We start from the raw sequence: 13895 nt of genomic DNA on the forward strand, positions 1-13895 counted from the left end.
TATATAAAAATTGGTACAATGAAAGCAAATCTTACTAAAGAGGTGTTAATTATGAACTTACAACAATGGGCTGATAAAGGTATGTCCTTTGATACATATGTGAATGAAATGCAAGTAAACCAATACGAGCTACTACACATTTACAATAACTTTTTAATTCCAAATGAATTACTTCCTGTATTAGAAGAACGTCAAAATGACGGCTGGCGTGTTATCGTATTAACTGCTGATTGGTGTGGCGATGCTCTTTTATGCGTACCTGTTATGAAACGAATTTCTGAAGTTGCAAATATTGAAATGAGTTTATTAATTCGCGACGAAAACTTAGAATTAATGGATCAATATTTAACAAATGGAACAGCACGTGCGATTCCAATCTTTATTTTCATTGATAAAGATGGAAATGAACAAGCCGTCTTTGGACCACGCGCTCCAAAAGTACAAGAATTAGTAACTTCAATGCGCGCTACATTACCTGAAAAAGAAGATCCAACATTCGAAGAAAAACAAAAAGAAATGTATGCTAATTTCCGTGCTACATTAGCTGATGATACTTCTCTTTGGGAGCATGTAATGGAAAATATGGTGAAAAAAATAGTAAAATAAAAAAACCTGCCGAGCTCGGCAGGTTTTTTTATTACATAATGAAGAAATAGAATACCGCAGCTAAAATGAAACGATAATAAGCGAACGGTGTTAGTTTCACACGAGATAATAATTTCAAGAATGAAACAATTGCAAGCATCGCAACAACGAATGCAGTTACAAATCCTGTTACAAATAGCGTTATATCTGCTGAGCTTAATACATCCCAGCTTTTAATTAAATCTAATCCACTTGCAGCTACCATCATCGGTACCGCTAAAATGAACGTATATTCAGCTGCCGCTGTATGCGACACGCGAGCTAATAAACCACCACTGATTGTAGAACCAGAACGAGAGAATCCTGGCCAAAGAGCTAAACATTGAAACATTCCAATTGTAAATGCCTGTTTATATGTGATTTCATCTAACGTTCTTGCTGTACTTGGTTTTGAAAACTTCTCAGCAACAATCATTAAAATACCACCGGCTACTAAGCTAATAACAACTGGTCCTGGACCAAATAAAACCTCTTTAATAGTGCTATGGAATAATACGCCAAGTATCCCGGCAGGAATCATCCCGATAATAATATGTAATAAATTTAACGATGGTCCGTCTGTTACTTTACCTATTCCAACTAACGACCATAGACGCTTCCAAAATATAACAACAACTGCTAAAATCGATCCCAATTGGATAACAACTTCAAAAACTTTCGCTCTCTCATCGTCAAATCCAATTAAATGTCCTGTTAAAATCATATGTCCTGTTGATGATACTGGTAGAAACTCTGTTAACCCTTCAACAGCACCCATGATTAAACCAATTAACCAATCAGCCACAAGTAGTGCCTCCTTAATAACAAATAATATGTAATTTTTTCACACCTTATCATAATACCTTATCCCTTTTCAAAGTGCATCCTTTTTTTATTGGTTTCATATGTTGTAGGCGCGTATTTCTTTTCTAATCTTTGATTAAATTGTATGATAGTAAGAGTTTGTTTTTTTATATGGAAAGGGGATTTTATGAAAGAAACTACTTCATTTTCACAAAAGTTAAAGCAATTTGTATTACTATTTTTTCCGATTTTCGTAACGCAAATGTCATTATTTGCGATGAGTTTTTTTGATACAACAATGTCAGGACATGCAAGTCCAACTGATTTAGCAGGTGTTGCAATTGGAACAAGTATATGGCTTCCAGTTAGTACGGGATTAACAGGAATTTTAATGGCTACTACTCCCATTGTTGCACAGCTTGTCGGATCCAAGAAAAAAAAGGACGTTCCCCACGTTGTCATACAAGCAGTTTATTTAGCAATTTGTGCTAGCTTCGTTGTTATCCTCATCGGTTTCTTCGTCGTTTCACCTATTTTAAACGGCATGCGCTTAGAAGAACCTGTGGAACGAATTGCAGCTCAATTTTTAAGTATTATCGCAATAGGAATTATACCTTTATTCACTTACACTGTTTTACGTGGATTTATTGATGCATTAGGAAAAACTCGAACAACGATGATTATTACATTACTATCATTACCAATTAACGTAATATTAAATTACCTATTAATTTTTGGTAACTTCGGTTTCCCAAAGCTTGGTGGTGTCGGAGCAGCAATTGCTTCCACTGCAACATATTGGTGCATTTTAATTATTACAGTCATTATTATTCAGACGAAAGAGCCTTTTGCCTCTTTCAACATTTTCAAACAATTATATCGCCCTTCTCTTTCTAGTTGGACAGCATTCTTAAAGCTTGGCGTTCCTATCGGATTTGCTATCTTTTTTGAAACGAGTATTTTTGCTGCGGTAACTCTCATGATGAGTAATTTTAGTACGACAACTATTGCAGCTCACCAAGCAGCTATGAACTTTGCTTCCTTGTTATATATGACTCCGCTAAGTTTAGCAATGGCAATGACTATTGCAGTCGGATTCGAAGTTGGAGCAAAACGTTACGATAATGCAAAACAATACGGACTGATTGGAATTGGATTAGCCCTTGCCTTTGCTTTATTATATTCAATTCTTCTCTACTTCTTTGATAATCAAATTGCTTCTATTTATACGACAGATGCAAAAGTTCATCATTTAGCAAAAGAATTTCTTATCTTTGCGATTTTATTTCAAATTTCAGATGCAATTGCAACCCCTGTACAAGGAGCTCTGCGTGGTTATAAAGATGTAAATGTTGCTCTAATTATGACTTTAATTGCTTATTGGATAATAGGTCTACCACTAGGTTACATATTAGCAACATATACAGAATGGGCCGCAAAAGGTTATTGGATCGGTCTTATTATCGGTCTAGCATTTGGCGCTGCCTTCCTACTTATCCGTCTCTTTCAAGTACAACGAAAATATACAACACAAAACAGCCGCTAATAATAAAGCGGCTGTTTTCTTTATGCATATTTTTTCTTGTAACGTATAATATAATGAAAAAGAAAGGTGGGTACATATGGACGACAAAGAAAAAAAGCAATCATTCGATGAAGAATTTGCCCCTGAAATTTCACCTGGATATCGGCAAGATGTACATAAGCCACCTAAATATAAAAACACTTCGTTTTTAATGGGCATTACCATTTTCGCTGCTGTATTACTCATACTTATCATTTTCGTTTATTTTTGATGAAAGGTGGCCTATTATATGAAGAGACAAAATTCCAATCGTTCCAAAAGAACTGTTAAAACACAAAAAGGATATGCAGGCGATTCTGTTCATACACTTAAACAAGTGGAGCAAGGAAATTTATATATTGCTCAAAAAGAACTTGGTCAACAAAATGAAAATCTTTAAAGGTCCTTGATTCCTTGAGGGCCTTTTTATTCCGCATTAAGTAGTACCCCCCCAAATGATCTATTGAGCAATGAATTTCCTTTATTGTACGCGCTGCTTTTGTTCTAGCACCATAAATATATTATTAACCTTTACAATTTTCACTTCATAATTCAATTTCATTTCGCTTCTCTTACCATTTTCAGTACCCGCAACGTACGCTACAGCTTGATAGAGAAAACTCTCATCTGTCTCTTCACGTATCTCCTCGCTTGTAAATTTATACTCTAAATCTCGAAAACGATTTGGATAATAATTTTCCATTAATTGTTCATACCCTCTATTTAAAAATATTTCTTCACCTTTTCGTTTCACATCTTCTTTATTATTAAACTCAAACACTGATAGTTGTTCAGTCACAAAATGCTCTCCTACCTTTTTCATTTCATTATGAGTTAAATTTTCTATACTTTTGTTCTTTAATTCCTTATTTAACTCGTAATGATCAATCGGTTTAAAGGTAGCAAAAACCTCCTCTTTATATGACCAAAACAATACAAAAGCGATACATAAAGAAATGATTAACAGTCTTTTTTTCGTAATACTCCCGCCCTTCTTCATAATGATAGCTATATTTTAACATATAGAAAGAAAATTCTGATATCATAAAGTAGAATAACTTAACTCAGAAACGAGGAACAATTATGGACTCTTACAAACATTATATAAAAGAAGCTTTGCCTAATCTTTCTATACATTCATATAAACAAAATGAAGAAGGTTGGGATAATGTAGCAATTATAGTAAATGATGAGCTACTGTTTCGTTTCCCGCGAAAAAAGGAATATGCAATGCGAATTCCGTTAGAAAAAGAACTATGCACACTTCTCTCTTGTTCACTACATGAAATTAAAGTTCCAAAGTATCACCTATTCTATAAAAAGGAGACTGATGCTATTCCGCTTTGTAGTTACTATACTCTCATTCATGGTGAACCTTTAAAAACAGAAATAGTTACTACACTAGAAAAACAAGAACGAAAAGCACTTATTACACAATTAGCAACTTTCCTTGCTGCTCTACATAGTATTCCTCTAAAAAGTGTTACAGCGTTAGGATTCCCTATTGAAAAAACACTTACCTACTGGAAAGAGCTACAAACTAAATTAAATCAGTATGTTACTAACAATCTTACTTCGTTCCAGAAATCAGCCTTAAATCGTTTATTCGAGAATTTCTTTGCCTGTCTAGCTACATCTAAATTTCAAGATACAATCATTCACGCTGATTTTACACATCATCACATTTTATTTAACAAGCAGAACAAACGCATTTCAGGTGTTATCGATTTTGGTGATGCGCAAATTGGCGATCCTGCTTTTGATTTTGCAGGACTATATTATGATTTCGGACATGAGTTTACTACATCTGTATATGAACAGTACAGTACACTTATTTCTCATCATGATCCATTACTCATTCACCGCATTACTACCTTTTATCAATATAGTCCTTTACTACATAATATTATTTATAACTTTGAATCAGAGAATGAACTCGAATTCATTACAAGTACAGAACAACTAAAAACGATATTACAGGGATGAGATTACATTCTCTCCCTATATACTCTCTCCTCATACATCATTAACTTTTTATCCATTTCAACAATAACTTTATACAATTGAAATGCCTGTAAAATTTGCAGTTGAATTTCAAAAGGAGCATTTTGTTCTTTTAACCATTGAAATACTTTCGTTTCATCTTTCATTGATTATTCCTCCCTTTATCCCGCTATTTGCGGGTAGCCCGATTGAACCCCACTGATTAAAGTTTCACTTTATTAAAATCTGCTACAAATATACCGTAAATGATGAAAAGCTTTTCATGTCAATAACAAAAAAGGATGCAAAGTTGCATCCTTTAATGAACTATATTTTTCTTCTGTTTCGCTTCTTTCTTTACTTCTTCCCCTTGGCATTCACTACGAAACGCACAACTTAAACACTCAGAACGAAAATGACGCTCTGTATAATGCTCAGGTTGCTGTAACATTTCTTTCATTCTAGATAAATCAGCCATTCCAGTTATAATATCTTCCTGTTTCGGAATGTACTCATACTTAGTTCCTTCTATTAAATTAATAACTTCAATTTTTCCTGGAAGAACGCCGAAAGCTTTATAACTGAATACTGTCATTAGCTTCTGACAAAGAGCAAGCATTTCCTCATCCGCATCGACAACATACTTTTTAATTACAAACGACTCAGCATTCCACTCACCAACTTCAAATGTCAATGACATGTGGACACCTAACTCTTCCATATATGTTTGAAACTTCTCGTATAAAAACAATGGTGGTGTCTGACTATCATCCCTTTCAACAAACTGTAATAAGTGATCCGTTAGCTTCGCTAATACAATATAGTACTCCGTCTTCGAAGCAAACATATTAATCCTTACTTTTTTCCAATACTTTTCTATTAATATTAAAAGTACAATTTTCGTTTGTTGACCCGCAGGTAGCGTGTAATACTCGTTAATAATTTGATTCACAATCATTTGCGCTATTTGTTGCCATTCAAATGAAGAAGGTTCTCTTCTTTTTATATGACGAAAGTAAAATTTATGCGGACACCGCATAAAATCATACAAATGATAATCTGTCATCGTTTTGATTGAGATTTTCTCATGCACTTGCTCTTCAGCTCCCTTCTGCCATTAAGAAAGGTGTTTTACAAATTCAGCTCCAAACTGTAAACATTTTTCTACATCTTCATCTTCTGGCGTTAATTCTACTTTTAGTCCTTCTAACACAACTGCTGCCCCGCGCTCTTGTAGCTTTTCTATTAAAATGTCAACCGCCACTCCGTATTTCGGATAAGCCGAATCACATGATCCGAATACTGCCGCTTTTTTCCCAGTTAAATCAATAGAATCCATTGCATCATAAAAATCTAAGAAATCATCAGGAAGATCACCATCTCCCCAAGTGTATGCACCTAAAATAATTCCATCATACTGTTCCAATATAGAAGCTTCTGGTGAATCCATAATATCAATAACTTCAATTTCATTTTCTGTTTCACGAATTACGCCGGCAATATGGTCAGCCATTTCCTCTGTATTTCCACTCATACTTGCAAAAATCATTACTAACTTACTCAACTGAACCTCTCCCTTTACTTTGTATCTCTTTTTCTGTTTGAATGCTCTTCTTCTCATCTACATATTCAGACCGAATTACATTTCGTTGCCATTCCATATGCTGATCAACATCTTTATTTTTATCTTTTAATCCCCTCCGTAGAAGGTGAAATTTTTTTCTCATTAACATGTCGCATCCATCCTATTGATAATAATTATCAATTTCAACTATATTTAGATTAATTGACATTGATTATCAATGTCAACAACTATTTTTAAAAAAATGATTAAAATGTACAAGCTTGTCCGTTAGCTATTCATATACTATAAATGAGCATAGTTCTTTCTCAGCCCTCTCTGACGGAAAGAAATAAAAGCAACTGCGATAGAGCGCAGTTGCCTTTTTTTGTTTTTCTATGATTTTAGTAATCTTATAGTCGTCTCTAAAAATAGCTCCACTCCACAAATTAATGCTGATTCATCCACGTCAAATTTCGGATGGTGATGTGGATAACAAGTATATATATTTTCATTACCTGTTCCTAATTTAATGAAACAACCGGGTGCTTTTCTTAAATATGCTGAAAAATCTTCCCCACCCATAGAAGGTTCAAGCTTCACAACACGCTCATTCCCAAACAAATGTAGTGCACTTTCTTCTACTATTTTCGTAATATATTCATCATTAATAACCGGATCATATCCATATCGATACGTATATGTATACGATCCTCCATGTGCTTCTGTAATTCCTTTCACAATTTTTTCGATTTTCCCTTCTGCTTCCACCCTCAATGCATGATTAAATGAACGAACAGTTCCCATTAAAGTTGCTGTACTAGGAATAATATTGTCAGCCACTCCCCCATGAAACTGCGTAACTGAAACGACTCTTTGCATGAAAGCACTTGTATTTCTAGATACGATATGTTGTAGATTTGTAATAATCTGCGCTCCGATAGCGATAGGATCAATCGTTTCTTCTGGCCGCGCCGCATGCCCTCCTTTGCCTTGGATCTCAACTGTAAATACGTCTGGTGCTGCCATCATCGGTCCATATACAATTCCTACATTCCCACTTTCCAAGCCAGACATAACATGTAAACCTATTACATAATCAACACCGTCCATAACACCCGCCTCGACCATTTCTTGTCCACCACCAGGGTATACTTCTTCTGCATGCTGAAAGAATAGACGAATTTCTCCTACAAACTCTTCCTTCATATTATTAAGCACCTCTGCAGTACTTAATAATATAGCTGCGTGAGCATCGTGCCCACATGCATGCATCATTCCTTTATTCACAGATGTATAAGATTTACTTGTCTCCTCTTGAATTGGCAAAGCATCTATATCAGCTCGAATCGCAATTACTTTCCCTTGCTTCACACCCCTTTTGATTGCTAGTACACTATACTTCGTCGGTCTCGTTACTTCAAAAGAAGAAAATGAGCATAATGTATCATATATAAATTGCGAAGTTTCTTTTTCATGAAATGATAATTCCGGATACTTATGAAAATGCCTTCTCCATTTCACGATATTTTCTTCCGAAATTAGACTCTTCCACACTCTATTCATGATAATTTCCTCCTTTTCAAAAGAACTAGAAATTTAAAATTTTACTCCGTCTTAAATGATTAATAAAAACAAATACTGCATTTTTACGTATTCTTATAGTCCACTTTTATGTATTCACACAATCCACTTTCTATTTACATGTCAAACCCATTACAAATTCATGCTGAATGTAATATAATTGCTAAGTTAGGGATTTTCTTTTTTAGTATTTAGTGCTAATATCAGAAAAGAGCCTTTTGACTTATTTTTACCTAAAATGTGGGATTTTGTTTTTTTCACAATAATGTAGGACATGATACCTACAAAGAGCTATTATTTCATTAAGAGAGGGAAAGACATGGAAAGATTAAAAGAGATATGGTCTCGACCACTCACACAATGGGTTGCAAAGACGGTTTATTATCTTGCAATTTTATTTGCATTACTTTGGTTGTATGGATTCCATGATACAAACACAAGTACATTTATTTACAATGAATTCTAGGGTGGGAACGTTATGAAGTTATTAGAACAAATTGAAAAGTGGGCTGCAGAAACGCCTGATCAAACCGCTTTTGTTTGGCGAGATGCGAAAATTACGTACAAACAATTAAAGGAAGATTCTGATGCGTTAGCACATTGGATTTCTTCTGAGTATCCAGACGATCGTTCACCAATTATGGTGTATGGCCATATGCAACCTGAAATGATTATTAACTTTTTAGGATGTGTAAAAGCTGGACATGCTTACATTCCTGTAGATTTATCTATCCCAGCTGATCGTGTACAACGTATTGCTGAAAATTCTGGTGCGAAATTACTTTTATCGGCAACAGCAGTAACTGTAACTGATTTACCAGTTCGCATCGTAAGTGAAGACAACTTAAAAGATATTTTCTTTACTCATAAAGGGAACACTCCAAATCCTGAACATGCGGTAAAAGGTGATGAGAACTTCTACATTATTTACACATCAGGAAGCACAGGTAATCCGAAAGGGGTTCAGATTACTTATAACTGCCTTGTTAGCTTTACAAAATGGGCTGTAGAAGATTTCAACTTACAAACAGGGCAAGTATTCTTAAACCAAGCACCTTTCTCATTCGATTTATCTGTAATGGATATTTACCCATCATTAGTAACAGGTGGTACACTTTGGGCAATCGATAAAGATATGATTGCACGTCCAAAAGACTTGTTTGCTTCTTTAGAGCAATCGGATATTCAAGTATGGACTTCCACACCTTCTTTTGCTGAAATGTGTTTAATGGAAGCATCTTTCTCTGAGAATATGCTACCGAACATGAAAACATTCTTATTCTGCGGTGAAGTGTTACCAAATGAAGTAGCTAGAAAATTAATTGAGCGTTTCCCGAAAGCAACAATTATGAATACGTATGGTCCAACAGAAGCTACTGTCGCTGTAACAGGTATTCACGTGACAGAAGAAGTGCTTAATCAATACAAATCACTTCCAGTTGGCTATTGTAAATCAGACTGTCGCCTTCTTATTATGAAAGAAGATGGCACGATTGCACCTGATGGTGAAAAAGGTGAAATCGTAATTGTCGGTCCAAGCGTAAGCGTTGGATATTTAGGAAGCCCTGAATTAACAGAAAAAGCATTTACTATGATTGACGGTGAGCGTGCCTATAAAACAGGCGATGCTGGCTATGTTGAAAATGGTCTTCTATTCTATAATGGTCGTCTTGATTTCCAAATTAAGCTGCATGGTTATCGAATGGAATTAGAAGAAATTGAGCATCACCTTCGTGCGTGTTCTTACGTAGAAGGAGCAGTTATCGTTCCAATTAAAAAAGGTGAGAAATACGATTATTTATTAGCGGTTGTTGTTCCTGGGGAGCATTCGTTTGAAAAAGAATTCAAATTAACATCTGCAATCAAAAAAGAACTCAATGAGCGATTACCAAACTACATGATTCCACGTAAATTCATGTATCAATCTTCTATTCCAATGACACCAAATGGAAAGGTAGATCGCAAAAAATTATTGAGTGAGGTTACAGCATGACCGCATATGGATCATTTTATTTTTTCGCTATAGTGGGCATTTTATTAATACCTACTATCATAGCTGGATTAAAAGGTAAAATGTTGCGTAAATATAATGCCGTTTTAACATTAGTCATGATTGCTATTATCTTCTCGGATAAACCGAAGCAAGCAATGATGTTAGCTGCATTTATTATTTGGCAATATGTCCTTATTAAAGGCTATTTAATTTTAAGAAAACAAAATAATAGTACATTCACATTTTGCATAGCTGTTATTTTATCGATTTTGCCTCTTATTTTGGCAAAAATCGCACCATTTGCATCGTTATTACCTGAGTTAAAACTTGTTGTTTTTCTAGGTATATCTTACGTAACATTCAGAGCAGTTCAAATGGTATTTGAAGTTCGCGATGGTTTAATTAAAGAGCTTTCTTTCTTTAACTTCTGGGAATTCGTTTTATTCTTCCCTGCGATTTCAACAGGACCTATCGATCGTTACCGAAGATTCCAAAAAGATATTCAAAAGCCACCTAGCGCTGAAGAATATCAAAATTTACTATATACAGGACTAAATCGTATTTTCCAAGGTTTCTTGTATAAATTTATTATTGCTTACTTAATAAAGCAATATTGTATGGATCCAGCATTCGCTCAACACGATACAATCTTTTCAAATATGATTTACATGTATAGCTATAGCTTATATCTATTCTTTGATTTTGCTGGTTATAGCTCTTTTGTAATTGGTGTAAGTTATATGATGGGAATTAAAACGCCAGAAAACTTTAATAAGCCATTCCTTAGTCGTAATATTAAAGACTTCTGGAACCGCTGGCACATGAGTTTATCATTCTGGTTCCGTGATTTTATTTACATGCGTTTCGTCTTTTTTGCAACGAAGAAAAAGTTAATTAAGAACCGTTACACAATTTCGTATATCGGTGCATTTTTAAACTTTTTCATTATGGGAATTTGGCATATCCAAGGAAGCGCTGTTGCGCAGTATATTATTTATGGTCTATACCATGCCGCACTGTTTATTTTATTCGATATTTTCGAACGAAAAAACAAGAAGCATAAGTTTTGGCCAAACACTAAATTCACACGCATCCTTGCGATTGTAATTACGTTCCACGTTGTATGTTTCGGTTTCCTAATCTTCTCTGGACACCTTAACAGATACTTTTAATGCACCCTTCTTATTCCATTAAGAAGTTGCACATATAATATATTTCGGATATAAAGGAGATTTTAAAAATGGCAGAATTCAAAGAGCAAGTATTAGATATTTTAGAAGAAGTATGTGAAAACGATATTGTGAAAGAAAACTTAGATGTTCAATTATTTGAAGAAGGTATCCTTGATTCTTTCGCTGTAGTATCTTTATTAGTTGAATTCCAAGAGCGTTTAGATATTGAAGTTTCTATTTCTGATTTTGACCGTGACGAGTGGGCTACACCAAACATGGTTATTAAGAAGTTGGAAGAAATCCGATGAACAAAGCAAAATTTGGTCCGATGCTTTTAGCATTGGCCCTTTTTGCTGTATTCTTACTTATTCCAACGCGCTTTCTACTTCCACTTTTAAGTGATGAAAAAGTAGAACAAGCTGCTACTTCTTTAAAAGAAGAAAAAATTCAAAGTATGATTTTACAGCAAAAGATGTTAGCAAATCCAAAATATCTTCCGATGTACGGTTCATCGGAATTCGCACGTATGGATGCTTTCCATCCATCTAATTATTTTAAAGTAAAGCCTGAAGGGTTCACACCATTCCTTCTTGGACGCGGCGGAACACAAGACCTTGTACATGTGTTAAACTTCGCATCTACAATGGATCAATTGAAAGATAAGAAAATGGTATTCGTTCTTTCTCCGCAATGGTTTGTACCACAAGGTATTGATGAAACGCACTTTGCACCTAACTTTTCAAAGCAACAAGGTTACCATTTCATTTTCAACAATGATTTAAAACCTGAAATGAAAAAACAAATTGCAAAGCGTTTATTAAACTTTGAGATTGTAAAAAAAGAAACTTTATTAAAAATTTCGCTTGAAGGCATTGCTTATGATGATACGAAGTATAAAGTAAAAGCACTTGCTGCTAAACCTTTCGCTTATATTTATCGTAACATTTTAGATCGTAAAGATTTATTTACAGCTATGTTTAATATTAAACCGCACAAAGAAAAGCTTGATCCTTCATTAAAACAAATGAACTGGGAAGAGGCTCGTAAACATGCGGATCAAACAGGTGCAGTAGAATCTGGATCTAATGAATACGGTATTGAAGATGATTATTTCAATAGCAAAATTAAGAAAAAATTAAAGCAACGTGAAGGTTACTTAAAAAATGATGCTTATGACCAATCGCCAGAATATGAAGATTTACAAATTGTACTTGATTTATTAAAACAATCTGGTGCAAAACCACTCTTTATTTCTGTTCCTGTCAAAGGTCCTTGGTACGACTACGCTGGCTTCCCGAAAGAACGCCGCGAAGCATACTATAAGAAAGTTCATGAGCAAATCGAAAAAGCTGGTTATCCAATTGCCGACTTCTCAAATCATGAATACGATAAATACTTCTTAAAAGATCATATGCACTTAGGTTGGAAAGGCTGGGTTTACATCGACGAAGCCATCCAACAATTTTATAAAGCAAACTAATGAAAAGACCGCTTGAATTACTCAAGTGGTCTTTTTGTATATATTTTGTAATTGCTCGATTGCATTCTCCGCTTCTTTCATAACTCGCTCCACTACATGCTGAGCTGATTCGATTCGTGCCAACGATGCTGCCTGTCCTGCCCAAAGTGACATATATTCTTCCTTATTTTGCTTCGCTGCCTCTTGGCGTATTTTAGAAGTTAATACGTTTTGCACTGGATACATCGGAAGCCCTTCTTCTTTTCCTTCATGTCTCTCTATAAATTCATTCCGGATACCCCGTGCATATTTCCCGGAAAACGCACGAGTTACCGTTGTGCTCGTATCTGTACTATGTAAAACCGCTTCTTTATACACATCGTGCGTAATACTCTCTTCACTTGTTAAAAAGGCCGATCCCATTTGAACACCTTCTGCTCCTAGTGCCAATGCCGCAACAAGCCCTTTTCCGTTCATTACACCACCTGCTGCGACAATTGGGATATGCGGAACAGCCCCTACTAACTGAGGTATTAACGCAAAAGTACCAATCATAGCATCTTGTTCTTTCCCGACAAATGTTCCTCTATGCCCCCCTGCCTCGCTGCCTTGACCGACAATTATATCTACCCCTAATTCTGCAAGTACTTTCGCTTCCTTCACATGGGTAGCTGTTCCGATAACTTTTATTCCACTTCTTTTTAAATCATTTATTTCTTCTTTTTCTAACGTTTGAAATGCAAAGCTAACGACCGGTACTTTTTCATCTAATAGCACTTGTAATTGTTCCTTATAGCTTTTTGGAAGCTTTAACGTTCCTTCTACTTCTATACCTAATTCTCTATTCACTCCGCTTAGTAATACTTTCGCCTCATTTACCTTCTCTTCTTCTATTTGTATCTCTTTCGTTACAAGTAAATTAACACCGAAAGGCTTATCTGTTAGTTCTCTTATTCTATAAATCGCTTCACGAATTTGTTCTGGGCTCATATAGCCCGCTCCAAGCGTCCCTAATCCTCCGTTATTACTTACTGCTGCAACGAGTTCTGGCGTCGTAATCGCGCCTGCCATACCGGCTTGAACAACGGGATACTCAATTTTTAATATGTCTGTTACTCGACTTGTAAACATCATTTTCCCTCCTATTTCCC

General features: G+C 35.2%; 18 protein-coding genes. 10 read left to right on the forward strand and 8 right to left on the reverse strand.

Features of this window, described 5'->3' with window-relative positions; all coding sequences use genetic code 11:
• The first annotated feature begins 18 nt into the window (after positions 1–18).
• Positions 19–606: a thioredoxin family protein gene (locus BUA87_RS10650; RefSeq protein ID WP_072939643.1), complete on the forward strand. Its 588-nt coding sequence runs from the start codon at positions 19–21 to the stop codon at positions 604–606.
• 31 nt (positions 607–637) lie between these two features.
• Here BUA87_RS10650 and uppP read toward each other — a convergent pair whose 3' ends face one another.
• Positions 638–1429 (reverse strand): bacitracin resistance undecaprenyl-diphosphatase, encoded by a 792-nt coding sequence (gene uppP, locus BUA87_RS10655; protein ID WP_000796253.1) that lies wholly within the window; start codon positions 1427–1429, stop codon positions 638–640.
• Between the two features lie 186 nt (positions 1430–1615).
• Here uppP and BUA87_RS10660 point away from each other — a divergent pair, with 186 nt between their 5' ends.
• The 3 genes from BUA87_RS10660 to BUA87_RS31280 all read left to right on the forward strand — a co-directional run bounded on the left by BUA87_RS10660 (position 1616) and on the right by BUA87_RS31280 (position 3392).
• Complete coding sequence (locus BUA87_RS10660; protein WP_000665559.1) at positions 1616–2974, forward strand: MATE family efflux transporter; 1359 nt, start codon at positions 1616–1618, stop codon at positions 2972–2974.
• Positions 2975–3050: 76 nt separating this feature from the next.
• Positions 3051–3224, forward strand: a complete 174-nt coding sequence (locus BUA87_RS10665; RefSeq protein WP_000341062.1) for a hypothetical protein — start codon at positions 3051–3053, stop codon at positions 3222–3224.
• 18 nt (positions 3225–3242) lie between these two features.
• Positions 3243–3392 carry a hypothetical protein gene (locus BUA87_RS31280; RefSeq protein WP_000828707.1) on the forward strand — a complete coding sequence of 50 codons (150 nt, stop codon included), beginning with the start codon at positions 3243–3245 and terminating at the stop codon, positions 3390–3392.
• Between the two features lie 81 nt (positions 3393–3473).
• On the opposite strand, the gene BUA87_RS10670 is transcribed toward BUA87_RS31280, so the two are convergent.
• Positions 3474–3992: a hypothetical protein gene (locus tag BUA87_RS10670; protein ID WP_000715250.1), complete on the reverse strand. Its 519-nt coding sequence runs from the start codon at positions 3990–3992 to the stop codon at positions 3474–3476.
• 83 nt (positions 3993–4075) lie between these two features.
• On the opposite strand from BUA87_RS10670, the gene BUA87_RS10675 reads away from it, so the two are divergent.
• Positions 4076–4978: an aminoglycoside phosphotransferase family protein gene (locus BUA87_RS10675; RefSeq protein WP_000378974.1), complete on the forward strand. Its 903-nt coding sequence runs from the start codon at positions 4076–4078 to the stop codon at positions 4976–4978.
• Positions 4979–4980: 2 nt separating this feature from the next.
• Here the strand turns inward: BUA87_RS10675 and BUA87_RS31285 are convergent, their stop codons facing one another.
• From BUA87_RS31285 to BUA87_RS10690, 5 genes are all read right to left on the reverse strand, one after another.
• A complete protein-coding gene (locus tag BUA87_RS31285) occupies positions 4981–5142 on the reverse strand; it encodes a hypothetical protein (protein WP_000651086.1) in 162 nt (53 codons plus the stop codon).
• A 152-nt stretch (positions 5143–5294) separates the two neighbouring features.
• Entirely contained in the window at positions 5295–6068 is a 774-nt protein-coding gene (locus BUA87_RS10680; protein WP_071714661.1) for a hypothetical protein, read from the reverse strand.
• Between the two features lie 24 nt (positions 6069–6092).
• Positions 6093–6539, reverse strand: a complete 447-nt coding sequence (locus BUA87_RS10685) for a flavodoxin (protein WP_000041153.1) — start codon at positions 6537–6539, stop codon at positions 6093–6095.
• Entirely contained in the window at positions 6532–6708 is a 177-nt protein-coding gene (locus tag BUA87_RS31290) for a hypothetical protein (protein ID WP_000929009.1), read from the reverse strand. The genes BUA87_RS10685 and BUA87_RS31290 overlap by 8 nt, the downstream gene beginning before the upstream one ends.
• Before the next feature lie 224 nt (positions 6709–6932).
• Positions 6933–8102, reverse strand: a complete 1170-nt coding sequence (locus BUA87_RS10690; RefSeq protein ID WP_001082810.1) for an amidohydrolase — start codon at positions 8100–8102, stop codon at positions 6933–6935.
• 337 nt (positions 8103–8439) lie between these two features.
• Here BUA87_RS10690 and BUA87_RS10695 point away from each other — a divergent pair, with 337 nt between their 5' ends.
• The 5 genes from BUA87_RS10695 to dltD all read left to right on the forward strand — a co-directional run bounded on the left by BUA87_RS10695 (position 8440) and on the right by dltD (position 12765).
• A complete protein-coding gene (locus BUA87_RS10695) occupies positions 8440–8586 on the forward strand; it encodes a teichoic acid D-Ala incorporation-associated protein DltX (protein WP_000440293.1) in 147 nt (48 codons plus the stop codon).
• Between the two features lie 12 nt (positions 8587–8598).
• Positions 8599–10113: a D-alanine--poly(phosphoribitol) ligase subunit DltA gene (gene dltA / locus BUA87_RS10700; RefSeq protein WP_000770503.1), complete on the forward strand. Its 1515-nt coding sequence runs from the start codon at positions 8599–8601 to the stop codon at positions 10111–10113.
• The gene (dltB, locus tag BUA87_RS10705) at positions 10110–11285 is read left to right on the forward strand and encodes a D-alanyl-lipoteichoic acid biosynthesis protein DltB (RefSeq protein ID WP_000127936.1); all 1176 of its coding nucleotides are present in this window, start codon (positions 10110–10112) and stop codon (positions 11283–11285) included. The genes dltA and dltB overlap by 4 nt, the downstream gene beginning before the upstream one ends.
• Positions 11286–11353: 68 nt before the next feature.
• Complete coding sequence (gene dltC / locus BUA87_RS10710; RefSeq protein WP_000807310.1) at positions 11354–11593, forward strand: D-alanine--poly(phosphoribitol) ligase subunit DltC; 240 nt, start codon at positions 11354–11356, stop codon at positions 11591–11593.
• Positions 11590–12765: a D-alanyl-lipoteichoic acid biosynthesis protein DltD gene (gene dltD, locus BUA87_RS10715; RefSeq protein WP_001030287.1), complete on the forward strand. Its 1176-nt coding sequence runs from the start codon at positions 11590–11592 to the stop codon at positions 12763–12765. The genes dltC and dltD overlap by 4 nt, the downstream gene beginning before the upstream one ends.
• A gap of 21 nt (positions 12766–12786) precedes the next feature.
• Here dltD and BUA87_RS10720 read toward each other — a convergent pair whose 3' ends face one another.
• On the reverse strand, positions 12787–13875 hold the full coding sequence (locus tag BUA87_RS10720) for an NAD(P)H-dependent flavin oxidoreductase (protein ID WP_000495269.1): 1089 nt from the start codon (positions 13873–13875) through the stop codon (positions 12787–12789).
• Positions 13876–13895 lie beyond the last annotated feature (20 nt).

The organism is Bacillus sp. bc15 (assembly GCF_900142585.1).
GTDB classification, from domain to species: Bacteria; Bacillota; Bacilli; order Bacillales; family Bacillaceae_G; genus Bacillus_A; species Bacillus_A cereus.